The sequence below is a fragment of the Aeromonas sp. S11(2024) genome (assembly GCF_041402345.1).
In the GTDB taxonomy this organism is placed as follows: Bacteria; Pseudomonadota; Gammaproteobacteria; order Enterobacterales; family Aeromonadaceae; genus Aeromonas; species Aeromonas veronii.
This window is the reverse complement of the sequence record NZ_JBGLRC010000001.1, coordinates 275,732-296,458: the sequence shown is the minus strand read 5'-3', so window position 1 is coordinate 296,458 and position 20,727 is coordinate 275,732. Positions and strand designations below refer to the sequence as shown.

The following is a 20,727-nucleotide window of genomic DNA, read 5'->3' as shown; positions in this document are numbered from 1 at the left end:
TCACAAGGCCTTTTCAGATATATTCAGGTTCCGGCTGTCAGCCAGTTTTACGGCAATCAACCCGGCTCTGGTGACAAGGGCAACACCTGCCCATCCAGCGCATGATCACTATTGGATGGATAGTCCGGCACTGGCTCGCAGTAGGGAATGCGGCTTAGCACCGGCGCCTTGACCAGGGCGGCCAGTTGATCGGAGCGGCGCAGGCTGGCATCCGCCAGTTCGGCCACCAGCGCCAGACCGCAGCCGAGCCCCAGCCCGCCAACCATACCCGCCAGCAGGAACAGCCAGAGCGGGTAGTTGCTCGGCTTGCTGGGGGCAAAGGGTTTGTCGATCACCTTGATCCGCTCCCCCTGCTCGAAGTTGCCCAGATCGCCGGTCACCTTGGCCTTCTCGTAGCGCAGCAGCAAATCCTGATAGAGGGTGCGCTTGACCGCCAGATCCCGCTCCAGCTCGGCGAGCTGGCGCTCGGTATCCCCCTGGGAGTCGACCACCTTGTCCAGCCCATCCAGCTGGCTCTTCAGGCCGGCGGCGTTTTGCTCCGCCTCCGTCAACTGCGTCTGGGCCAGTTGCCACTCGGGCCCGCGCGCCATATCCGGTTGGGATTTGAGCTGCTCAAACTCCTGCTGCAACTGGTCAATCTGATAGCGCAGACTCTGCACCTTGCTGTGCTCGTCGCTGTAGCGGGCTCGCAGCAACACCAGCTCGGTGCGCATCAGTTGCAGCTTCTCATCCAGTTGGCGGGCCAGCTGGCTCTCCTGCCCCAGCGATAGCTGATCGACCCGAGCCTTGGCCTGCTGCAGGGTGATCAGGCTCTCGGCATAGCGCTCCTGCAAACCATAGAGACGGGCGACGTTGGTACTCTGCTGCTGGGGCAAGGCGCTGGCATGCTCCCGTTTAAAATCGGCGAGCAGCTGCTCGGCCGCTTGCAGTTCGCTGCGGCGGCTGTCGAGCTGGCTTTGCAGGAAACGTTCGGACGACTCCGCCGACTGGCGCCCCTTGCTGAGCAGGTTGAAGAAAAAGCGCCGTGAAATGGCTTCGAGCAAACCGGCGCTGTTGGCCGCCGAATCCGCTTTGACCTTTATCTCGATCACCTCATCGCCGATCAGCCGCAGCGAGACGGCACTCGAGAGCCAGTCCATGATGGCATCGCGCTGAGCTGGCGGGGTCTCGTCATTGACCAGACCGCGATCCCGCGCCACTCCATCGAGCACATAACGACTGCGCAACAGGGCTTCGAGCACCGCAAAGCGATCCTTGAGACTCTCCTGAGTGATCAGATCCTTGAGGGTCGGGGTCTGGTTGGCATCTTGCGGCACCATAAAGGTGGTGCGGCTCTCATACTCCTTGGGGGTGAGCAGGCCAACCGTGACGCCCACCAGCGGCATCACCAGTACCGGGATCACCAGCAGATAGCGACGGCGCCAGGCGGCAAAGAGAATGATGTAGAGGTTGTAATAGAACTGGACAGGCATGGCATCACTCCCTGAGAAAGGCCCTCCCCCCGCACGATGCAAAGGCAGTGCCACCAGAGGAGCTGATCGCCTCTGTGAGCAGATCGCAAGAGTGGTACAAGATTCGCATTCTCCCGCTATCCGGGGTGCCACCCCTTCCCTTGCCGGAGCGCGAACCATGTTGTCATCAACCCTGTCGCACAAACCCCATCCCCGCAGGGGCTCCATCGTTCAAATAGTGCAGCACCTGCAGCCGGGCGGGCTGGAGACCATGGTGCTCAACCTCACTCAGGCAAGCCCTGCCGAGCAACCAGTGCATATCATCTCCCTCGAAGGGCGCAAAGGGGATGTGCTAAGGGCATGGCCCGCCTTGCATCCCTTCGCAGGCAATATTCACTGTCTGGAAAAGCCCGCGGGCTGGTCGTTGGCGACCCTCTGGCGGCTCACCCGACTGCTGCGCCAACTCAAGCCCGTCGCGGTACATACCCACCATCTGGGGCCCATGCTCTATGGCGGTCTGGCCAGTCGGCTGGCACGGGTGCCCACCCTGGTACACACAGAGCACGATGCCTGGTATCTCGATGATCCCCATCAGCGCACGCTGGCCCTGTGGGGGCTGCGCGCCTTCAAACCCATTCTGGTGGCCGATGCCACGCCGGTGGCCAACCAGCTGCTGGCCAAGCTGGGCCAGCTGTCGCCAACCGTGATCCCCAACGGCATCGATGAGCTGCGCTTTGCCCCGGGCGCCGCCGCCCTCGCCCGTCAGGAGATGGGGCTGCCGCAAGGGGTCAAGTTGATTGGCTGCGCCGCCCGCCTTGAGTCGGTCAAGGGACATACCTTGCTGCTGGAGGCGATCCGCACCCTGCCGGAGGAGGTGCATCTTGCGTTGGCAGGGGTCGGCAGTTTGCAAAATGCGTTGCAACAACAGTGTCAGCAGCTGGGGATCGCCCATCGGGTCCATTTTCTGGGGCTGGTCGAAAACATGCCGCGCTTCTATCAGGGGCTGGATCTCTTCTGCCTCCCCTCACTGGCAGAGGGGATGCCGCTCTGCGTGCTGGAAGCACAGGCGTGCGGGGTGCCGGTGGTGATGAGCGACGTGGGTGCGGCCAGAGAGATCGTCTGCCAGGCCAGCGGCCATATCCTGTCTGAGCGGGATCCCGGCCGCCTTGCCCAGCTTCTGGCACAAGGGTTGCTGCAGTGCCATAGCCTGCGTGCCGTCACCCGTGAGTTTGTGTGCCAGCAAAGCAGCTTGAGCCGGATGGCTCAGGCCTATCAGCAGCTTTACAGCCGCTGATCAAGCGACCCGATGACCAGAGGAGCATCCCATGGAATGGATCATGACCGTGTTCTGGCTGTGCGCTGTACTGGTGGTCTACCACCATGTGGGCTATCCCCTGCTGCTCAAATTCGGTGGTCGGCAGGCGCACAAGGTAGCTAATCCACCGCGCCCTCTGGATCGAGGGTTCAAAGCAGACGCCGCCGATGAGGCGCTGCCGACCATCACTTTGCTGATGCCGGTCTACAACGAGGCGGCGACCATCGCGGCCAAGCTGCAAAACCTCGCCAGCCTCGATTACCCCGCCGACAAGCTGTGGGTGCATGTGCATTTCGACGGCTGCAGCGACAACAGTTACCCCATTGCGCTGAGCCAGCTCGGTGATCCCGCCCTGCAGCAGTTGCAGATCAGGCTGTTTGATCACCCCCGCAATCGCGGCAAGGTCGCCGTGCTCAACGAGGCCATGACCCGGGTGCACAGCGATCTGGTGGCCCTCACCGATGTCTCGGCCCTGCTGCCCATCGACAGTCTGCTGCTGGCGGTCGCCCATTTTGCCGATCCCAAGGTAGGGGTGGTCGGGGAAGCATACCGGTTCTGGCAACCGGGCTCTCAGGGCGAGGAGAGTTACTGGCACTATCAAAGCCAGATCAAACTCTGCGAGTCGGCCCTTGGCGGCATGCTGGGGGCCCACGGGGCCTTTTACATGATGCGCCGGGAGTGCCTCACCCCGCTGGCCGCCGATACCATCAACGACGATTTCATCCTGCCGATGCAAGCCATCGCCAAGGGGTATCGCGCTGTCTATGACAATCGCTGCGCCGCACTGGAGCTGGAAGTTTCCGATGCCGCGCTGGAGGCGACACGGCGCAAGCGGATCGGGGCTGGCAACACCCAGCAACTGCTGCGGTTGCTGCCCCTGCTACACCCCAAGTTCGGCTGGGTTGCCTTCAACTTTGCCAGTGGCAAGGGGCTGCGGGTGTTGATGCCGCTCTGCCTGACCCTGCTGTGGCTCTGCGCCATCCCGCTGGCCACCCAATCCCTGCTGTTTCAACTGCTGCTGGGGCTGCAACTGCTGGGGTATCTGCTGGTCATCTTGATCCAGCTGACCCCTGTGCACCCCTGGCCCAATCTGTTTCGCAAAATCCACTATCTGGTACTCGGACACTGGTACAACGGCATGGGCACCCTGCGCTACTGCCTGCGCGCCCCCATACGTTTCATGTCACAGGAGAAAGCCGTATGACACACCCCATTCCAAGATTGACCCTGGTGGTCAAACGCAGCATGGATCTGCTCGGTGCTACTCTTGGCCTGTTGCTGACGCTGCCTCTGTGGCCGCTGATCATGTTGGCCATCCGGCTCGATAGCCCGGGGCCTGTGTTCTTTCGTCAGCTGCGGATCGGGCGCAGCCACGCCACCCATACCGAACTCTTTTTCATGATCAAGTTTCGCACCATGCGCGCCGACGCCGAGGCGGGCACCGGGCCGGTCTGGTGTGGCAAGGGGGACAGCCGGATCACCCGCAGCGGCGACTTTCTGCGCAAGACCCGGCTCGATGAGCTGCCGCAGTTTATCAATGTGCTCAAGGGGGAAATGTCGCTGATCGGCCCCCGTCCGGAGCGACCCGGGATCGCCAACCGGCTGGAAGATGCGGTGCCGTACTTTATCGAACGCACCTATGAAGTGGCCCCCGGCATTACCGGTCTGGCACAGGTCAATCAGGGTTACGACGAGTCGCTCGATGATGTGCGCAGCAAGCTGGCGTTCGACCTGGCCTACTCGGTCGCCCTGCTCCACCCCTGGCGCTGGCTGGTGCAGGATGTGCATATCATCGGCAAGACGATCGCCATCATGGTCGGCAAAAAGGGGCGCTAATCCCGCTGTGCCAACCTCAACCACACCCCAACCCCATCAGGCCATTGCCACTGCAATGGCCTTTTTTTATGGCGCATCCTTGTGGCAAATCAACGTTGATCACCGAGAAGTCAGCGATCTGATCGCCATCATCTGGCCCCATCCATCCAAAGGCCTGATGCCAGTTTGACCAACCGCAGAAACCCAAGCGTTGCGTGATCACCGAAGCAATCCTCCCCCTGCAACCCCTAACACCGGCACATAAAAAAACGAGTAGCCAGCAGCCACTCGTTTTTGGCGGGTTTCCCCGTGGGGATTCAGGCGCCGTAGACGGCCAGAATATCGGTCACTCTGTTGTTGACGCTGTACCCGCGGGCGATGGTGTTGCGGGCCGCCTGACTCATTTTGCTGCGCACCACCCCATCGCTGCGCAGCCAGTAGTTGACCAGCTCCGCCATATCCCGCACATGGCCGGGCTCCACCAGCCAGCCATTGGATTTATGGTCGATCAGATTGACCAGGCCCCCCACCGCAAAGGTACAAACCGGTATGCCGTGAGCCATCGCCTCCAGGGCCACCAGCGGCAACCCTTCAAAGCGTGAAGTGATGCAGAGCAGGTCGATGTTGTGCCACTCATTGGCCATGTTCTGGAAACCATGAAGCTGGACGCGATCACCATACTGCTGCAACAAAGCGCTTTTCATGGGGCCATCCCCGTAGAGATGAAACGCCCCGTCCGGGCAGAAGGCGGCCAGCTGGCAGAACGCCTCCGGCCCCTTCTCCGGCGAGAGGCGGCCGACAAAGGCAATCCTGTTGCCAGATACCGCAGCCGGCGTCGCAGGCATGGGGACAAAGTTGCTGATCACCGTGCTTGGTACAGGCAATTTGCGAGCGATGGGCTCGCTCACTGCAATACACTTCGCAAAACGCGCTGTAGTGCGATCCAGCCAGCTGTAAAACTTCAGCAAACCCTCCCCGTCATCCCCGCTGTGAAAGGTCGAGACCACCGATTTACCGGTAAACCAGGCTGTCAGCCGCCCCAGCACCCCGGCCTTGTAGCCGTGGGTGTGGATCAGCACAGAAGCCGGCTGGCGGGCCAGACGGCGCATAAAGTCGCGGCTGTTGTGGCACACCTCGTAGGGCAAGCCCTGTTGTTTGAGCAGTGTCGTAAAGGGGGTCATGCCGTGGTTGCTCACCAGCACTATGGTGGGGCGAAATCCTCTGGCCAGCAGATCGTTGGCCAAGTGGATAATGTGAACTTCTATTCCACCGACCTGACGCGCATCGATGGCCAGCCAGATCTGCTGCATGGGTAACATAAGGCCCTCCTCCCGTGGCTCCATGCCACCTGAAATGAGGCGCTGCATAGAGCGGGCCAGTCAGGCAAAGAGGGGCAGGATCAGGCGCCGGGACAGGCGACCAGCAAGAGGGTCATGTCATCGAGGGCGGCATCATTGATGCGCTCATCAAACCAGCGGGCAATGCGATGAGCCAGTTGCTCAAGACCGGGCCCCGAAGTCAGGCAGATCTCCTTGAGCTGCGCCTCCCAGCGCTGGCGCTCTTCTGCGTCACGGCTATCGAGCAGGCCGTCGGTCCAGAACAGCAGGATCTCGCCGGGCTTGAGCTGACGCTCATTGGTCACGAAGTGGGGATCCGGGCGCAAACCGGGCAAGGGGCCGGTCACGCCGACCTGACGGATGGTGCCGGGCCCGACCAGCAAGGGCGCCGGGTGGCCCGCGCTGGCCCACTGCACCCGCCCCTCGTTGCCGAGTTCAATGCAGAGGGTGGTGAGCAGGGTAGCCCCCAATAACGGATCACTGTGAACCGCATTGGACAAGATGGTCAGCAAACGGGCGGGGGCGCGCTCCAGATCGTGCGCCGTCAGCAAACCGCGCAGATAACCGGCATAGGCATGGGCGAAGAACTTGGCTTCCGCATCGTGGCCCATCACATCCCCGAGCCACAGCACCCGATCCTTGACCAGCAGAAAGTCACCGCCGCCCACGGTGGCCGCGCGGGTTTGCAACGCCAGCTGGTATCCCCCTATGGAGGTGGCGGGCAATAACGGGCGCAGCGCCGAGGTCATGCGCTGATCCAGCTGTTCGCCCCATTGCGACTTGAGCTGCTCCGAGCGTTGCAGCACCCGCGAAACCGCCAGCAACAGGTCCTGCTTGGTGATGGGCTTGACCAGAAAGTCATCGATCCCCAGCGCCCCCGCCCGACTCTGGGTCCACTGATCCTGATGACCGGTCAGGAAGATAAAGGGCACCCCCTTCATCTTGGGATCCTTCATCAACTGCTGGCGCAGCCCAAAGCCATCGATCCCTTCCATCTCGATATCGGAGAGCACCAGCGCGGGGGGCTGCTTTCCAAGCGCCAGCAGGGCGGCATGGGAGTCGGCATAACTTTCAACTCGGTAGTGCTCATGGAGATAGGCGGTGAGTAAGGCACGCATCACCTTGTCATCGTCGATCACCGCGAGCACCGGCAGTTGGTTGACCGGGCCCTGCTGGCGAAGGGTCACGCGATTGCGATCACCGTCGCGAGAGAAGTGCACCTCGGCAAACAGTTGGTGCACCAGCGCCAGCCCGTATCCCCCCTCCTGCAGCTCATCGGGTAACGGCGCGCTGGCAAGACCGGGTTGCGGGCCGCCATCATCCTCCAGCACCAGACTCAAGCCCGTTTCATCTGCAGTCAGGGTGAGCCAGAGCTGGGTCGCAGGAGGCGCTGTGTGCTTGACGCTATTGGTGGCCAGCTCACTGAAACAGAGCAGCCAGTTGGCTTGATCCTTTGGGGAGACCTGAAACAGGGAGAGTCCCTGCGCCAGCCGGTTGCGCAGTTCGCGCACCGACTGCAGGGTTGCCGGAGCAGATCGCAACCAGTCATCCATATCGGGCCTCCATCAGCGGGCGATCAGATCCGGAAATTGAGCAAGGCACTGCGCCGGCACCAGCGCTTGAGCCATTCGGTCACCCGGTTACTGGGCAGCCGGTTGAGCTCGCGCAGGATCTCGCTGGCCAGCCCCGGGTTGAGTTTGTCGTTATAGACTGCGCCAATCAGATTGGCCTCGGCACGGGTCAGTTTATCCACCGCACTTTGTACCACGGTCGTCGGCGTCACTCCTGCCAGCACCACCAGCAGCGCCCCTTCACAGGCCCCACACACCTGATCGGCCGGAATATTGCCCCGATTGAGGGCGGTGAGCGGCGAGGTATCGAAGATGACCACATCGTAATGCTCCAGCCAGCGAACCAGCAGCTGGCGCAAGGTATCCTTGTTGCGAAAAGCCATCAGATCCTTGCCCGGCGCCGGGAGCAGCGACAACGACCGGCCAGTGGCCACCGGCTCGGGCACATCATTGGGACCCCAGGCAACCGCCGTGGCGCGGCCGGGATGATAGAGGTTGAGATCCACCAGCAGGGTGCGCAGCCCATCCGCCTCCGAGCGCCTTGCCAGCGCATCGCAGATGGAGCTCACCCCCTCTCCCCCTTCTGACGAGGTGACCGCCAGCGAGCGGATCCCCCGGGCGACTGTCGCCGCGTAGAGGGATTCGAGCTCCAGATATTGAATGGGGATGCTCATATCAAAGCGTCCCGACCAGGGCCACCACCGAGATCGTGGTCAGAATGTCGCGCATGCCATCCATGAAGATGGCCCAGTTGCTGCTTTTGCTATCAGGGATAAAGACGGTGTCCCCGGCACGCAGCACCGGCAACTGGCTAAAGTCGGGCTCTTTGGCAAAGCCGTCGAGATCGAAGCTGCGGGCCTGATCCCCCTGACCACTGGTGGCCATGTTGATCACCACAATCTTCTTGATATAGGCGCTGCTGGTCGGGCCCCCCGCCTCGGCCAGCAGATCCAGCAGGGTCATGGAGGAGTCAAAGCGGTAGCGACCGGGACGAGCAATCGCTCCCAGCACCCGAATGGTGTTCTCCTTGGGCTCGTCGAGCCAGGGGCGATTCTTCTCCGGCAGATAGATGGAGTCGCCGGGCAGCACCTTGGGCAACAAGGTTTCATCGCCGGTTTCAAAGTAGAGAGCAAGGTCGAGCTTACTGACCCGCGCCGTGCTGCCACTACGATGGGCGATGCGCACATTGCGCAGATCCGCCGCCGCAGTCGGACCATCGGCGGCCGACAGGATGTCGATAAACCCCATCTGCTCATTGAAGGCATAGCGACCGGGGGCCCCGACCTGACCGAAGATATAGATGGAGCTATCCGGTGACTGGCGCACCCACTGGGACTTGTTATCACTGGGATCGGTGGGCAGCTCGGGGATCATGATGGTGAATCCGGCCCGGATCTTCGGCAGGCTGGCCAGCGCCCCGCCCTGATGAAGGAACTTGTCGAGATCAAACAGGGTTGGCGTGGCCTGCCCCCCTTCGGCGGTCAGGATCTGCACCTTGGCGATATCGGCCCGCTCGTTGGGCCCTCCGGCGTGGGCGATCAGATCCAGCAGCGACATTTCGTCAGACCATTCATAACGACCTGGGATCCGCACCGCCCCCATCACCATCACCGCCCGCCCGGGTGCCACCTTCAACCAGGACTTCTCGTTGATATCGGTCTTTTCCGGCACAAAGATGGCGTCACCGGGTTTGACTTGGGGTAGCGCCTTTTGCATCCCCTCGGTATAAGCCTGCAAGTCGATGGGTTCGATCGTGCCATCGGTGCGCAGCAAACGGATCTGGCGACTCTCGGCATAGCGGGTCGGGCCGCCGGCATTGGCCAGAATATCGAGGAAGGAGTCCCCTTCCCGCCCCTCATAGGCGCCGGGTTTGAACACCTCGCCCATGATGTAGATAGTGCGTGCCCCCCGTTTTATCTGCTCTTCATCCTTGGGCACGAAGATGGTGGCGCCCGGCGCCAGATTGGGCAGCAGCTTGTTGTTGCCGGAGTCGAGATAGGCTTTGAGATCGAACAGTTCGGGGGCATCACCATTGATCACCCGGATCCGCTCCACCCCGGCAAAACGGGTTACCCCACCTGCCCGCATCAGCAGATCCACGATGGAGTTGCCACTCTTGAAACTGAAGGCGCCGGGGCTGTTGACCTCGCCAAACACCTTGATCGCCTTGCCGGTATCGCCATCCCCGCCTGCCGCCAGGGTTGCCGCATCAAAATCTATTTGCACGTTGCCGATCAGCGGAGAGGCGGGTACGAACACCACATCGAGGGATTGCAATGGCGGCAACACGCTGGCATCGCCGGTATCGAGATAACGCTTGTAGTCGAAGCTAGATACCGTGCTGCCGCGCCGCACCTGCATGTTGTTGAGCTGGGCACCGGGCACCAACCCGCCAGCGGCATCGAGGGCCATCTGCACGTTGCCATCGGGCGCCAGATCATAACTGCCGGGTTTTTTGACATAGCCCATCACGCTGATCAGCAGCCGCTTCTCCAGCAAGGTGACGGTCAATTGAGAGAGGTTGTTGTAAACAGGTTTGAGGGCGGTGCGGATCAGCTCATCCGCCTGTTGCAGGGTCTTCCCCCCCACCACGACGTTTCCAACTTCAGGCAGTGCAATCTCCCCCTGCTTGTTGATCTGGAAAGGCTGATCAAAAGCAGGCTCACCGGGTTGCACTATGGCCAACCGATCACCGGGAGCCAACAAGGTGGAGGCCAGTAACGGGCAGGTGAACAACAGCAAGAGAACACAGATCAATCCTTCGAGAGCGCCCCGTTTCATAGACATCCTTTTCGTCTGTTACGTCTGCCCCCATTGGCGTAAGGGGAGCCCTGACCAATCAGCACGACAGCCATCCGCTGTTGTCTGTTGCAGCCGCAAACGTACTTGTTGTAGTGATTGTGCCAACACGGTCTGACGCCAGGCTACATCCGACCAGAGCCGTCCGTGCATATCCCGTTCGATATCAATACGTTGAGATTGTAGTCGTTTCAACTCGGCAGGCATACACCCCTGCAGACTCGCTTGCTTTAATTCCGTCAGTTGCAAGTCGAGTTCCTTCTGACGCTCATCATAACGAGACCAGACCCGCCGTTCATCCTCATTGACCGGAATACGGGTGGGTCTTGCCTCTGCCATGCCGCCATACCCCTCCGGCGGCCACTGCGCACAACCCGACAGCAGAATGGACGAGAGCAGGATACCAAAGCGTTTCATGATGCAGCGGCCATCATGCCACGGGAACGCATATAGGCCTTGATGCTCTCATGGCAGGGGATCACCCGGTCGATATGCAGCATCTCCAGCAGGTCATGGGGTTGACCGGGTCCGCAGACAAGGGCCATCTGATGCCCGTTCATAATCAATCTTTTATAGAGAAATACCAAGGCTCCGATCCCCGACGAGTCGATAAAATGAACATCGCTGATATCGGCCAGGATATCTCCCGGGTGGGTCGAGAGGGTTTCAAATAACGGGCGGAGCTCACTGACGGCCATCGCGTCAAACTCGTTTTCCAGTACCACTACCTGGATATCATTAAGGGTGTAAGTCATGCTTTCCATCGCTAGCTCCTTGTCGATTCTCAGACTATTTGCTGTCACGGCATTCAGCACGTTGCAAATGTTATGCCGGGCAGTGCCACGGCACTTGTTCTCCAAATGATACTCTTTGTGCCTTATTCACCGACACCCACTCCTCGTTTTGATTGCCAAATTGCAATTAACCTCCCCCGCACGTTGCAAACTGCAATTCACCTTGGCCGAGATCGCCCGATAACAGGCTAAATCACTGATAATTCGAGCCCATTAGACTGGGCCCGATTATTGCTTGCCTTTGGACACACTTCACAAGCCACCGTTGGCTCGGCCCCCATGCCGCCATTTTCCAGGAAGGAGAGATCATGAAAGCAGGCCTTTACATCGCACCACTGTTGGCAGCCCTTTGCGGCACCGCATACGCAGCCCCCTCCCCTGACAGCGCCGTGTTGAAGGTTGAAGGCGCCATCAGCAGCCCCACTCATCAGGCTCTGGCCCTGTGGGACAGCGCCATGCTTGATCAACTGCCGGTACACGAAATCAAAACCCATACCCCCTGGTATGACGAAGCCAAAACCTTTCGCGGCCCGCTGCTGCAAGATGTATTGGCCAAGGTCGGGGCAACCGGCAAACAGCTCACCATTACCGCGCTCAATGACTACTCGGTACAGGTGCCGACCAGCGATGCCGAGCAGTATCGGGTCATCCTCGCCCGCACGATCAATGGCAAGCCACTGTCGGTACGTGACAAAGGGCCGCTGTTCCTTGTCTATCCGTTCGATCAATATCCCGAACTGCAAAACAAGCTCTATTACGGTCGGGCTATCTGGCAGATCAGTGCGATAAAAGTGGAGTAAATCCCATCATGCGTTCCATGGCGGCCAGTCAACGTTTCTTGTTTGTGGTGCTCTGCGTGCTGCTCCTTGCCTTTGCCGGTATTGGTACCATCCAGTACCGGCAATTTCAGGATCTGCAGCGCAGTACCAGCCAGGGCGAAGACAACGTGATGTGGAACTATTTCCAGCTCTATAACGAAGCGCTGCGTTTTCAAAGCTCGCTGCTCCATGAGTCGCAACCGACCTTCCAGCTCAGATACGATATTCTGGTCAGCCGCATGGATCTGGTGTTGGAGAGCAAGGATCGCAGCCTGCTTCAGCAAACAGAGATCTACCAGCAGGCAAGCAAAGCCATTCGCTCCTACATCTCTCTGGCGGATATCTGGCTCGGCCCGGAAGCCACCAAGCCGCTGGACAATCTTGCCCATCAGGAGCTGCGCCAACAGCTTGCCTCCCTGCTCCCCCTGCTCCATCAGCTGACTCTGGAGGTGAACCAGCAGGCGACCCTGTTTGATGTGGCGCGTCGCGACAGCGTGAGGGAGCAGATCATCACGACGACACTCATCGCAACCCTGCAATTTGCGCTGCTCTTTGTGCTCGCCCTGCTGATCTGGCGGCAAATGAATATCTCGTTTCTGCAGCACAAACTGATGCAGCAGCTCAATGACAAACTGCTGCGGGCAAATCAGGCGGCAGAGGCCGGCACAAGAGCCAAAAGCAGCTTTTTGGCCAACATGAGCCATGAAATTCGCACCCCCATGAATGGCATTCTCGGCATGCTCTCACTGCTGGCCGACCGGGATATGGATCCGAGGGAGCGAGACTATCTGGAGACGGCGCGCGAATCGGCAAACCATCTGCTCGGTCTGCTTAACGACATTCTGGATGTATCCAAGCTGGAAGAGGGCAAGATCGAGCTGCAACTGGCCCCCCATCACTTGCCCCAGCTGCTGGAGGATATCCGGGCCCTGATGCAGAGCAACTGCGATGCAAAAGGGATCAAGCTGACCCTGGCTGTTGCCCCCGATACGCCGGAGTGGTTGATGATCGACCCGCTGAGGGTGCGCCAGATCCTCTTCAATCTGGTGAGCAATGCCATCAAGTTCACCCATCAGGGGGAAGTAAAGATCCACGTTGATAGCACCCTGTTGGAGCAGGATCGCTACTCGATACGTATCTCGATCCAGGACACCGGGATCGGCATGAGCAAAAGTCAGTTAAAGAACCTGTTTCAACGTTTCGCTCAGGCGGATGTCTCGATCACCCGCCAATATGGCGGATCGGGCCTGGGACTTGAAATATCCCGTAACCTCGCACGCCTGATGGGCGGCGATATCTCGGTAGAGAGCAGCGAGGGACATGGCAGTACTTTTACCTACATCTGGCCCGCCAAAGCCACGACCCCCTCGATTGTTTGCCTGCCGTCCAAGCCGCTGGATCAGGAGAGCTATCGCATCTTGCTGGTTGATGACAATGCCACCAACCGCAAGGTGATCGGCGCCATGCTCGACTCCGTGGGCCATCAGGTCACATTGGCCGTTCAGGGAGAAGAGGCGCTGGAGAAACTGGGTCACACCGAATTTGATCTGGTGTTGATGGATGTCCAGATGCCAGTGATGGATGGCCTGGTGGCCACCACCCGGATCCGCACCTCCCAGATGCCTTGGGCAGATATCCCCATCATCGCCCTGACTGCTGATGCGATGCCGGAATCCAAGCAATACTATCTCTCCCATGGCATGAACGGGTATATCACCAAGCCCATCAATAAAGAGACGCTGCTAAGCGAGATAAACAGACATATTTCCCATGGGCGGCTCAAATACAACGCAGCCATGCGTGTCACCAAGCAATAAAACCGCGGATTCCGTGCTGCTGATTGCTCATGTGGGGCAACATTGACCTCTGCAGGCAACTGAATGGGCTTGGGTCTGGAACCCACACAGGCAAGCCGCTTCGCAACAGCTGCACGAGCCGTCAGCTTGTCTCGGGTATGCAGGGATTTGTTGATCTCTTTACGACGACCACAGGGGAGCACTGTCACCTTGCGGTAGTACCAGATACCTTGAGGACTGAGCCAGAGATTCATCGATGAGCTCCTCGTCGTCCACACAAAGTGGATGACCAAGGGCTTTAGGAAGCTAACTTATTGAATTGCAGAAACAAGTGGTGGCCCTACCAGCCACATCCCGGCACTCGAGTCCCCCGCCTTGGCTGCTACCTTCCGGTCCTGACCAGGTCGACGGGTTATCAATGCGAGAGGACCAATAGGACCACCGGCGAGGAGAATAGGCAAACTGGGCGTTCAATGCAATGGCTTTCTACCCTCCAACAGATCGTTTGCCTTATTTTTCAACAATCTGCCGAATGAATCAGCTAAACAGCATAAATTTCGCCCCTACCAGCAGCATCAGCAGGGCAAAGGCCTGCTTGAGGCGTGTGGGTGACAGGCGGTGTGCCAGCTTGGCGCCAATGCGGGCGAACTGGGTACTGGTCAGCACAATGCCCAGCAGGGCGGGCAGATAGATGTAGCCCACACTCCACTCGGGCAGATCGGCATGATCCCAACCCGCATAGAGGTAGCTGAGGCTCCCCGCCAGCGCGATGGGCATGCTGCAGGCTGCAGAGACCGCTACCGCATTGCGCATTGGCACCGAGTTCCAGCTCAGATAAGGGACGGTCAGCGAGCCACCACCAATACCAAACAGGGCTGACATCCAGCCAATGATGGTACCGGCAATGCCTGTGCCGAGCGGCCCCGGCATATGGCGCTCCGCTTTGGGTTTAAGGTTAAGCCCCATCTGTAGCGCCATGCTCCAGGCGAAACAACCGATGATGATATTAAGGGTGCTGGTGCTGAGCAGATTGGCGGTCATGCCGCCAAGCCAGCCCCCGATCAGCATGCCGGCGCCGAGTCGGCGGATCATCACCCAATCGACGGCGCCTGCCTCCCGGTGGGCCCGCAGCGAGCTGAATCCGGTAAAGATCATGGTGGGCAACGAGGTGCCAAGGGCCAGATGAGTAATGATTTCAGGGTCGATGCCCTGGGCGCGAAAGGTCATGACCAGCACGGGGACAATGATAAGACCGCCGCCGATCCCGAACAGTCCCGCCAGCATACCGGCAAAGGCGCCCAGCAGGAGGTAACCCATAAACAGCATAAAAATTCCTGTGTTAAACAAAAACTGGCCAACACGGCCGGGCAACAGTGGATATCTGCATGAAAAAAAAGAGATGGCGCGAGGGCCATCTCTTCATTGTGCCGGTTAGTGCAGTGGAATGGTACCGTCCATCACCTTGTAGAAGGCCAGCACGGCACAGCCAAGCAGGGCCGCCGTCATCCCCTGCTCCAACCGGTTAAGGCCGCGCAGACCGTGATGCTGACGCGCCTTCCAGTAGATGAAGATGCCCGGACTATAGAGCAGCGCCACCAGCAACAGGTACTCCACACCGGCAGCGTAGACCAGCCAGCAGCCGTAAACCGTCGCCACCAGGGCCAGCAGCAGGTCACGCTTGCGCTGATGAGGTTGACCCTGATAGGTCTCCCCTTTCAATGCCAGCTTCAGGCCATAAGCGCCCGAAAAGACGTAAGGCACCAGCGCCGCCGAGGTTGCGATGTTGACCAGCGCCAGATAGGTGCTGCTCTGGAAGTAGATGATGATCAGGAAGATCTGCACCAGACAGGTAGAGCACCAGAGGGACACCTGCGGCGAGCCGTTCTTGTTCTCCTTGGCAAACCAGCCCGGGAACACACCGGTCTTGCCCGCGATGTAGGGCACTTCAGCGGCCAGCACGGTCCAGCTGAGCAGAGCACCCATCACCGACACCACCAGACCGATGTTGATAAGCCAGGCGCCCCAGGGGCCGACCACGGCTTCGAGGATCATGGCGGTCGAAGGGTTCTTGAGCGCCGCCAGTTGCGGCTGGCTCATGACACCTAGCGAGAACAGGGTCACCATCACATAGAGTGTCAGGGCGCCGAGCAGCGCCAGCACGGTCGCGCGGCCCACATCCTTGCGATGACGGGCACGGGCAGAGACCACCACGGCCCCTTCAATCCCGATAAAGACCCAGAGGGTCACCTTCATGGTGGACTTGACCTGATCCATCACGGAGCCCAGCTCCATGTTGTTCTGGCCCCAGATATCCAGAGTGAAGGTATCCATGTTGAAGGCCAGCAGGATCGCAACACAGAAGACGATGAGCGGCACCATCTTGGCGATGGTAGTGACGATATTCACCAGTGCAGCAACCTGTACCCCGCGCAGCACCAGCGCATGCACCGACCAGATCAGGATGGAGGCCAGCGTGATGGCCACCGGCGTATTGCCGTCACCGAAGATGACGTTGTCAGGCGTATCGAAGAAGTAGCTCAGGGCGCTAAACACTACGATGGCGTAGGAGACGTTGGCCAGCAGTTGGCAGAGCCAGTAACCCCAGGCGGCGTTGAAACCGATGAAATCGCCGAAACCGGCCTTGGCATAGCTGAAGATACCGCCATCGAGATCAGGGCGGCGCATGGAGAGGTTCTGATAGACCAGCGCGAGACAGATCATGCCAAGACCGGTGATGGCCCAACCCAGGGCGACCGCCCCGGCACTGGCATGCGCAGCAATGTTTTGTGGCAGACTGAAGACCCCGGCGCCGACCATGGAGCCGATCACCAGCGAAATGAGGGCGCCCAGCCCTAGTTTCTTGTCCATTTCAATCCTGTTTATTTAGGCGGCGGCAGAGCGTCCGTATTCATACTGCGCGCAATATGGGAGGGGCTGGGAATCCTGACCCCGTGAAAAAGGCGGCAACTATATTGCATGACTATTCCGACCGCAATCCCTCGTCTCGTCAATCATGCACCGCCTTGACCGCGCGCAATTTTACAGCACTGACCCATATGGCCTGTGAGCTGGCTCAAATTAACCAAGACCCATTGATATTTCTCATTTTTCTGCCAACACAACCTGACTCGCATGGTTCCTATGCATCGCCATTCAGGCACACTCTGTATAAATAATCTGCATAAAAAAGCCCCGGTGGAAACACCGGGGCCCATTATGTAAATCCCTATAAACGCAAACCGCCATCCAGTTCTATCATCCTTCCCGACAGATAGTCGTTGGCAAAAATAAAGCTCACCGTCTCGGCCAGCTGTTGCGCCTCGCCAAGGGTGCCGACCGGAATGGCCTGCTGCATCCGCGCCATCGCCTCCGGCTTCATCGCCGCCGTCATGTCGGTGGCAAACACCCCGGGGGCAATCCCCATCACCCGAATGCCATGGCGCGCCAGCTCCCGCGCCCAGGTCACCACCATCGAGGCAACCCCCGCCTTGCTGGCGGCATAGTTGCTCTGGCCAATATTGCCAGCGCGGGCGATGGAGGAGATGTTGATGATGACGCCCCCCTGCCCCCCTTGCGCCATCAGCGCCGCCCCCTCGCGCCCGCAGAGGAAGGTACCGGTGAGGTTGACGTCAATCACGCTCTGCCACTGGGCCAGCGTCATCTTCTCCACCAGCTCACCCTCTTTCACCTTGATCAGCATGCCATCGCGCAAAATGCCGGCGCAGTTGATAAGACCGTGCAGCACGCCAAAACGCCCCTTGATGGCAGCAAAAACCGACTCAACCTCGGCTTCGCTCGCCACATTGCAGACAAACAGCTCGCACTGGCTATCTTGATCGCACTGAGCATTCTGGCTGCGCACCAGGGCTGCGGTCGCCTCCAGATCGGCGCGATTGATGTCGAGCAGTGCCAGCGTCGCCCCCTGTGCGCCCAGGGCCAGCGCAATGGCCCGTCCCAAGCCACGTCCAGCGCCGGTAATAACGATGACCTTATCTTTGATATCCATCAATGCTCCTTGTAGCTGGTCGAAGAGAGATGCCTTGAAGAGAGGTGCCCGTCAGGCGGGATCCTGTTTATCCAGATAGAGTTCGACGATGCTGGAGAAATCGCGGCTCCCCTGCCCCTGAGCAGCATGCAGGTTGAACAGGTTGCGGGCCAGCGCCCCCATGGGCACAGCGCTGTGGCCATGCTCGGCCAGCGCCATGGCGAGCCCCAAATCTTTCACCATCAGCCGGGTCATAAAGCCCCCCTGATAGTTGCGGGCGGCAGGGACATTCTCCATCACCCCGGGCCAGGGGTTGTAGCGCTCCAGACTCCAGTTGTTGCCGGAGCTCTTGCCCATGATGGTGGAGAGTACGGCGGGATCCAGCCCCTCCTTCACCCCGAGGGCCAGCGCTTCGGCGGTACCCGCCATATGGATCGCAAGCAGCATGTTGTTGCACATCTTGGCGATCTGCCCGGCGCCCAGCGCCCCGGCGTGAAACAGGTTCTGCCCCATGCAGGCGAGCAGAGGTTTCGCCGCCTCGAAATCCGCCCCATCGCCGCCAACGATAAAGGTGAGCGTCCCGGCGGCCGCACCGGCGACACCTCCCGATACGGGGGCATCAATAAAGCGCAAACCGCGGGCGCGGGCCGCCTCCCCGACCTGACGGGCAGAGTCGACATCGATAGTGGAGCAGTCGATCACCAGTGCACCAACCGGCAGGGCTGCCAGCAGACCCTGCCCCTCAGACAACCAAAGGTCGCGCACATGCTCCCCCGCGGGTAGCATGCTGATCGCTACCTCGCAGCCGGTCACCGCCTCACGGGCATCCCCCGCTGCGATACAGCCAGCGGCGATGGCGCGCTCAATGTTTTGGGCAACCAGATCAAACACCTGCACCCTGTGCCCGGCCCTGGCCAGATTGGCCGCCATGGGCCCCCCCATGTTGCCGAGCCCGATAAACCCTATCCTTGTCATCCCGCTTGCTCCTTGCGTTGCTGATGGCGGCGTCCGCCGGTTGCCAAGATGTTATTCCTTGCAGGCCAACGGATTGCGCCCCTGCGGCCAGCGATAGAACTCGTCCAGCCACTCCCCCTCCGGTGGCAACTGTTGCCAGCGGGGATCTTTATCCTTGTCGATCAGCAGTGCCCGTACCCCTTCCACAAAATCCCCCTTCAGCACACAGTTGACCGAGAGGGTCAGCTCCTCGGCAAATACCTCTGCCAGTGAGTTGCGGCGAGCCTGCCAATATTGTCGCCACAAAATGGCACGGCTGATGGGGCTGCCGGTGCGGCAAAGCTGCTGCGCCTGCCTGAGTACCGTCTCCTGTTCATCGAACTGAGCCTCGAACAACCGCGCCAATACCCCTTGCAACGTGCGCCCCGCCAGCAGGGTATCGATCCTCTGTTGATGGGGTAGCAGCACAGGTGCAGGCAAGCGGGCCGCCACCTCACCATGCAACCCCGTGAGCAGCAGATCGATCTGCTCACGGGGATCACCACTGCCAGTCCAGTCGAGCACGGCAAGGCGTGACAACAGCGCACTGCGCTTGCCACTGGCGATGGCGTGATCCGCCAGCCCAATACCGATGGCATCACTCCCGTTGAAGCGGGCACCTGTCAGACCGAGCCAGAGCCCGAGCCGCCCCGGCATCCGGCTTAAAAACCAGCTCGCCCCCACGTCGGGGTAGAGGCCAATGGTCACCTCCGGCATGGCAAACAGGCTTCTTTCGGTGACAACCCGAAAATCGGCTCCGGCAAATAGGCCAATGCCGCCCCCCATGCAGATACCGTCCGCCACGCAGATCAGGGGCTTGCGGTAAGAGTGGATGTGGTGGTCGAGCCGGTACTCCTGCTCGAAAAAGTCGCGGGCATATTCGAACAGTTCAGCTCCGCTTGCCTCCTGCTTGCGGTAATAGAAGGAGCGGATATCGCCACCGGCACAGAACGCCTTCTCACCCGCCCCCTGCAGCAGCACACAGACGATGGCGGGATCCTGCTCCCAACGGGTCAGCGTCTGTTGCAGGATCTGGATCATCGGCAGGCTCAATGCGTTGAGAGACGCAGGGCTGTCGAGGGTCAACACCCCGACCTGATGACCATCTTCGGTGGGATAACAGCTAACCTTGACCGGCTCACTCATAAACGGCTCCGTATGGATTTATTTTGTTGGGCCATATTGCCAGCGCGGTAAGCGTTTCTCCAGAAAGGCTGCCACCCCTTCACGCTGATTGGCATCGCTAAAGAGATCGAGAAACAGCGACCGCTCAAGGGGCAAGGCGGCATCCCGCGGGCCACTGCGGCCCTGATTGATCAGGGTTTTGCAGGCGCGCAGGGCGCTCGGGCTCTGGCGCTCCACCAGATGGGCCATCTGGTGCGCCGCCTCCCATGCCTGGCCGGTTTTCACCACCTCCTCCACCAGCCCCATCTCGTAGGCCAGCGAGGCACTCACCTTCTCACCGCAGAGGATCATCCGCTTGGCCCAGCCCGGCCCCACCAGCTCGGTCAAACGCTGGGTGCCACCGGCACAGGGAAGCAAGCCCACCGAGGCTTCCGGAAGTCCCAGCAACGCCTGCTGCTCGGCGATGCGGATATCACAGGCCAGCGCCACTTCCAGCCCGCCTCCCATGGCATAACCATTGATGGCGGCGATACTGACGCCGTGAAAACGGGCCAGTGCCTCGAAAGCCTTGCCAAAGGCCTCGGCTACTTCGCGGGCCAGCTCGACATTCCCCTCGACAAACATCTTGAGGTCGGCACCGGCGCAGAAAAATTTGTCGCCCGCACCACGGATCACCAGTGCCACCACATCGGGACGACTGTCGAGCTCCCCCATCATCTGCAAAAAGGCCTGCAGGCTGGCGAGGGTCCAGGTGTTGGCAGGGGGATGGTCGAGAGTGATATAGGCCACGTGGCCATGATATTCGAGTCTGATCCTTGTCATAGCATTGTCCTTGTCGATGAAGCTGCCGCCATGATGACAGGCTTGAATGACACCAACCTGTGGCTGGCTCACAAAGCCGAAACCGGCATGGTGCAAATCGGGTGGC

At 60.1% G+C, this 20,727-nt stretch carries 19 protein-coding genes and 1 other RNA gene; 5 read left to right on the top strand and 15 right to left on the bottom strand.

The annotated features are described in order from the left end of the window. Nucleotides 1-56 precede the first annotated feature (56 nt). Nucleotides 57-1,472, bottom strand: coding sequence for a GumC family protein (locus tag ACB040_RS01230; protein ID WP_371154217.1), 1,416 nt, complete (start codon nucleotides 1,470-1,472; stop codon nucleotides 57-59). 157 nt (nucleotides 1,473-1,629) lie between these two features. Here ACB040_RS01230 and ACB040_RS01225 point away from each other — a divergent pair, with 157 nt between their 5' ends. Genes ACB040_RS01225 through ACB040_RS01215 form a run of 3 tightly spaced genes read left to right on the top strand, consistent with a single transcriptional unit; the run spans nucleotide 1,630 to nucleotide 4,602 of the window. Beyond that, nucleotides 1,630-2,745: a glycosyltransferase gene (locus tag ACB040_RS01225; RefSeq protein WP_371154219.1), complete on the top strand. Its 1,116-nt coding sequence runs from the start codon at nucleotides 1,630-1,632 to the stop codon at nucleotides 2,743-2,745. A gap of 31 nt (nucleotides 2,746-2,776) precedes the next feature. Further along, the gene (locus ACB040_RS01220) at nucleotides 2,777-3,970 is read left to right on the top strand and encodes a glycosyltransferase family 2 protein (RefSeq protein WP_371154221.1); all 1,194 of its coding nucleotides are present in this window, start codon (nucleotides 2,777-2,779) and stop codon (nucleotides 3,968-3,970) included. Further along, nucleotides 3,967-4,602 carry a sugar transferase gene (locus ACB040_RS01215; RefSeq protein ID WP_144712876.1) on the top strand — a complete coding sequence of 212 codons (636 nt, stop codon included), beginning with the start codon at nucleotides 3,967-3,969 and terminating at the stop codon, nucleotides 4,600-4,602. The genes ACB040_RS01220 and ACB040_RS01215 overlap by 4 nt, the downstream gene beginning before the upstream one ends. Nucleotides 4,603-4,618: 16 nt before the next feature. Here ACB040_RS01215 and ACB040_RS01210 read toward each other — a convergent pair whose 3' ends face one another. From ACB040_RS01210 to ACB040_RS01180, 7 genes are all read right to left on the bottom strand, one after another. Next, a complete protein-coding gene (locus tag ACB040_RS01210; protein WP_371154223.1) occupies nucleotides 4,619-4,804 on the bottom strand; it encodes a hypothetical protein in 186 nt (61 codons plus the stop codon). 94 nt (nucleotides 4,805-4,898) lie between these two features. Then, the gene (locus tag ACB040_RS01205; RefSeq protein WP_371154225.1) at nucleotides 4,899-5,900 is read right to left on the bottom strand and encodes a glycosyltransferase family 4 protein; all 1,002 of its coding nucleotides are present in this window, start codon (nucleotides 5,898-5,900) and stop codon (nucleotides 4,899-4,901) included. 80 nt (nucleotides 5,901-5,980) lie between these two features. Beyond that, complete coding sequence (locus tag ACB040_RS01200; RefSeq protein WP_371154227.1) at nucleotides 5,981-7,471, bottom strand: SpoIIE family protein phosphatase; 1,491 nt, start codon at nucleotides 7,469-7,471, stop codon at nucleotides 5,981-5,983. A 23-nt stretch (nucleotides 7,472-7,494) separates the two neighbouring features. Then, on the bottom strand, nucleotides 7,495-8,163 hold the full coding sequence (locus ACB040_RS01195; RefSeq protein ID WP_005360129.1) for a tyrosine-protein kinase family protein: 669 nt from the start codon (nucleotides 8,161-8,163) through the stop codon (nucleotides 7,495-7,497). 1 nt (nucleotide 8,164) lies between these two features. Continuing rightward, the gene (locus tag ACB040_RS01190) at nucleotides 8,165-10,270 is read right to left on the bottom strand and encodes an SLBB domain-containing protein (protein ID WP_005360128.1); all 2,106 of its coding nucleotides are present in this window, start codon (nucleotides 10,268-10,270) and stop codon (nucleotides 8,165-8,167) included. 18 nt (nucleotides 10,271-10,288) lie between these two features. Beyond that, nucleotides 10,289-10,705 carry a hypothetical protein gene (locus ACB040_RS01185; RefSeq protein WP_005351415.1) on the bottom strand — a complete coding sequence of 139 codons (417 nt, stop codon included), beginning with the start codon at nucleotides 10,703-10,705 and terminating at the stop codon, nucleotides 10,289-10,291. Continuing rightward, nucleotides 10,702-11,052, bottom strand: coding sequence for an STAS domain-containing protein (locus ACB040_RS01180; RefSeq protein WP_005333409.1), 351 nt, complete (start codon nucleotides 11,050-11,052; stop codon nucleotides 10,702-10,704). The genes ACB040_RS01185 and ACB040_RS01180 overlap by 4 nt, the downstream gene beginning before the upstream one ends. Before the next feature lie 338 nt (nucleotides 11,053-11,390). Here ACB040_RS01180 and ACB040_RS01175 point away from each other — a divergent pair, with 338 nt between their 5' ends. Together ACB040_RS01175 and ACB040_RS01170 are read left to right on the top strand one after the other, a co-directional pair. Continuing rightward, nucleotides 11,391-11,882, top strand: coding sequence for a molybdopterin-dependent oxidoreductase (locus ACB040_RS01175; RefSeq protein ID WP_005351410.1), 492 nt, complete (start codon nucleotides 11,391-11,393; stop codon nucleotides 11,880-11,882). A gap of 8 nt (nucleotides 11,883-11,890) precedes the next feature. After that, a complete protein-coding gene (locus ACB040_RS01170; protein ID WP_371154231.1) occupies nucleotides 11,891-13,717 on the top strand; it encodes an ATP-binding protein in 1,827 nt (608 codons plus the stop codon). A gap of 317 nt (nucleotides 13,718-14,034) precedes the next feature. Here the strand turns inward: ACB040_RS01170 and ffs are convergent. The 7 genes from ffs to ACB040_RS01135 all read right to left on the bottom strand — a co-directional run bounded on the left by ffs (nucleotide 14,035) and on the right by ACB040_RS01135 (nucleotide 20,621). Continuing rightward, an RNA gene (ffs, locus tag ACB040_RS01165) (signal recognition particle sRNA small type) lies at nucleotides 14,035-14,131 on the bottom strand. A 102-nt stretch (nucleotides 14,132-14,233) separates the two neighbouring features. After that, the gene (locus tag ACB040_RS01160) at nucleotides 14,234-15,022 is read right to left on the bottom strand and encodes a sulfite exporter TauE/SafE family protein (protein WP_236353641.1); all 789 of its coding nucleotides are present in this window, start codon (nucleotides 15,020-15,022) and stop codon (nucleotides 14,234-14,236) included. A gap of 105 nt (nucleotides 15,023-15,127) precedes the next feature. After that, nucleotides 15,128-16,564 (bottom strand): arginine-ornithine antiporter, encoded by a 1,437-nt coding sequence (gene arcD / locus ACB040_RS01155; protein WP_005336921.1) that lies wholly within the window; start codon nucleotides 16,562-16,564, stop codon nucleotides 15,128-15,130. A gap of 358 nt (nucleotides 16,565-16,922) precedes the next feature. Then, entirely contained in the window at nucleotides 16,923-17,702 is a 780-nt protein-coding gene (locus ACB040_RS01150) for an SDR family oxidoreductase (RefSeq protein WP_371154234.1), read from the bottom strand. Nucleotides 17,703-17,753: 51 nt separating this feature from the next. Then, nucleotides 17,754-18,656, bottom strand: a complete 903-nt coding sequence (mmsB, locus tag ACB040_RS01145) for a 3-hydroxyisobutyrate dehydrogenase (protein WP_371154236.1) — start codon at nucleotides 18,654-18,656, stop codon at nucleotides 17,754-17,756. Nucleotides 18,657-18,707: 51 nt separating this feature from the next. Then, nucleotides 18,708-19,820 carry an enoyl-CoA hydratase/isomerase family protein gene (locus ACB040_RS01140; RefSeq protein WP_371154238.1) on the bottom strand — a complete coding sequence of 371 codons (1,113 nt, stop codon included), beginning with the start codon at nucleotides 19,818-19,820 and terminating at the stop codon, nucleotides 18,708-18,710. A gap of 18 nt (nucleotides 19,821-19,838) precedes the next feature. Then, nucleotides 19,839-20,621 (bottom strand): enoyl-CoA hydratase, encoded by a 783-nt coding sequence (locus tag ACB040_RS01135; protein WP_371154240.1) that lies wholly within the window; start codon nucleotides 20,619-20,621, stop codon nucleotides 19,839-19,841. Nucleotides 20,622-20,727: the final 106 nt, after the last annotated feature.

What these genes read in the sequence shown, in the direction of transcription:
- ACB040_RS01230 (WP_371154217.1), bottom strand. Translation starts at nt 1,472, where the DNA reads ATGCCTGTCCAGTTCTATTACAACCTCTACATCATTCTCTTTGCCGCC.
- ACB040_RS01225 (WP_371154219.1), top strand. Translation starts at nt 1,630, where the DNA reads ATGTTGTCATCAACCCTGTCGCACAAACCCCATCCCCGCAGGGGCTCC.
- ACB040_RS01220 (WP_371154221.1), top strand. Translation starts at nt 2,777, where the DNA reads ATGGAATGGATCATGACCGTGTTCTGGCTGTGCGCTGTACTGGTGGTC.
- ACB040_RS01215 (WP_144712876.1), top strand. Translation starts at nt 3,967, where the DNA reads ATGACACACCCCATTCCAAGATTGACCCTGGTGGTCAAACGCAGCATG.
- ACB040_RS01205 (WP_371154225.1), bottom strand. Translation starts at nt 5,900, where the DNA reads ATGTTACCCATGCAGCAGATCTGGCTGGCCATCGATGCGCGTCAGGTC.
- ACB040_RS01200 (WP_371154227.1), bottom strand. Translation starts at nt 7,471, where the DNA reads ATGGATGACTGGTTGCGATCTGCTCCGGCAACCCTGCAGTCGGTGCGC.
- ACB040_RS01195 (WP_005360129.1), bottom strand. Translation starts at nt 8,163, where the DNA reads ATGAGCATCCCCATTCAATATCTGGAGCTCGAATCCCTCTACGCGGCG.
- ACB040_RS01190 (WP_005360128.1), bottom strand. Translation starts at nt 10,270, where the DNA reads ATGAAACGGGGCGCTCTCGAAGGATTGATCTGTGTTCTCTTGCTGTTG.
- ACB040_RS01185 (WP_005351415.1), bottom strand. Translation starts at nt 10,705, where the DNA reads ATGAAACGCTTTGGTATCCTGCTCTCGTCCATTCTGCTGTCGGGTTGT.
- ACB040_RS01180 (WP_005333409.1), bottom strand. Translation starts at nt 11,052, where the DNA reads ATGGAAAGCATGACTTACACCCTTAATGATATCCAGGTAGTGGTACTG.
- ACB040_RS01175 (WP_005351410.1), top strand. Translation starts at nt 11,391, where the DNA reads ATGAAAGCAGGCCTTTACATCGCACCACTGTTGGCAGCCCTTTGCGGC.
- ACB040_RS01170 (WP_371154231.1), top strand. Translation starts at nt 11,891, where the DNA reads ATGCGTTCCATGGCGGCCAGTCAACGTTTCTTGTTTGTGGTGCTCTGC.
- ACB040_RS01160 (WP_236353641.1), bottom strand. Translation starts at nt 15,022, where the DNA reads ATGCTGTTTATGGGTTACCTCCTGCTGGGCGCCTTTGCCGGTATGCTG.
- arcD (WP_005336921.1), bottom strand. Translation starts at nt 16,564, where the DNA reads ATGGACAAGAAACTAGGGCTGGGCGCCCTCATTTCGCTGGTGATCGGC.
- ACB040_RS01150 (WP_371154234.1), bottom strand. Translation starts at nt 17,702, where the DNA reads ATGGATATCAAAGATAAGGTCATCGTTATTACCGGCGCTGGACGTGGC.
- mmsB (WP_371154236.1), bottom strand. Translation starts at nt 18,656, where the DNA reads ATGACAAGGATAGGGTTTATCGGGCTCGGCAACATGGGGGGGCCCATG.
- ACB040_RS01140 (WP_371154238.1), bottom strand. Translation starts at nt 19,820, where the DNA reads ATGAGTGAGCCGGTCAAGGTTAGCTGTTATCCCACCGAAGATGGTCAT.
- ACB040_RS01135 (WP_371154240.1), bottom strand. Translation starts at nt 20,621, where the DNA reads ATGACAAGGATCAGACTCGAATATCATGGCCACGTGGCCTATATCACT.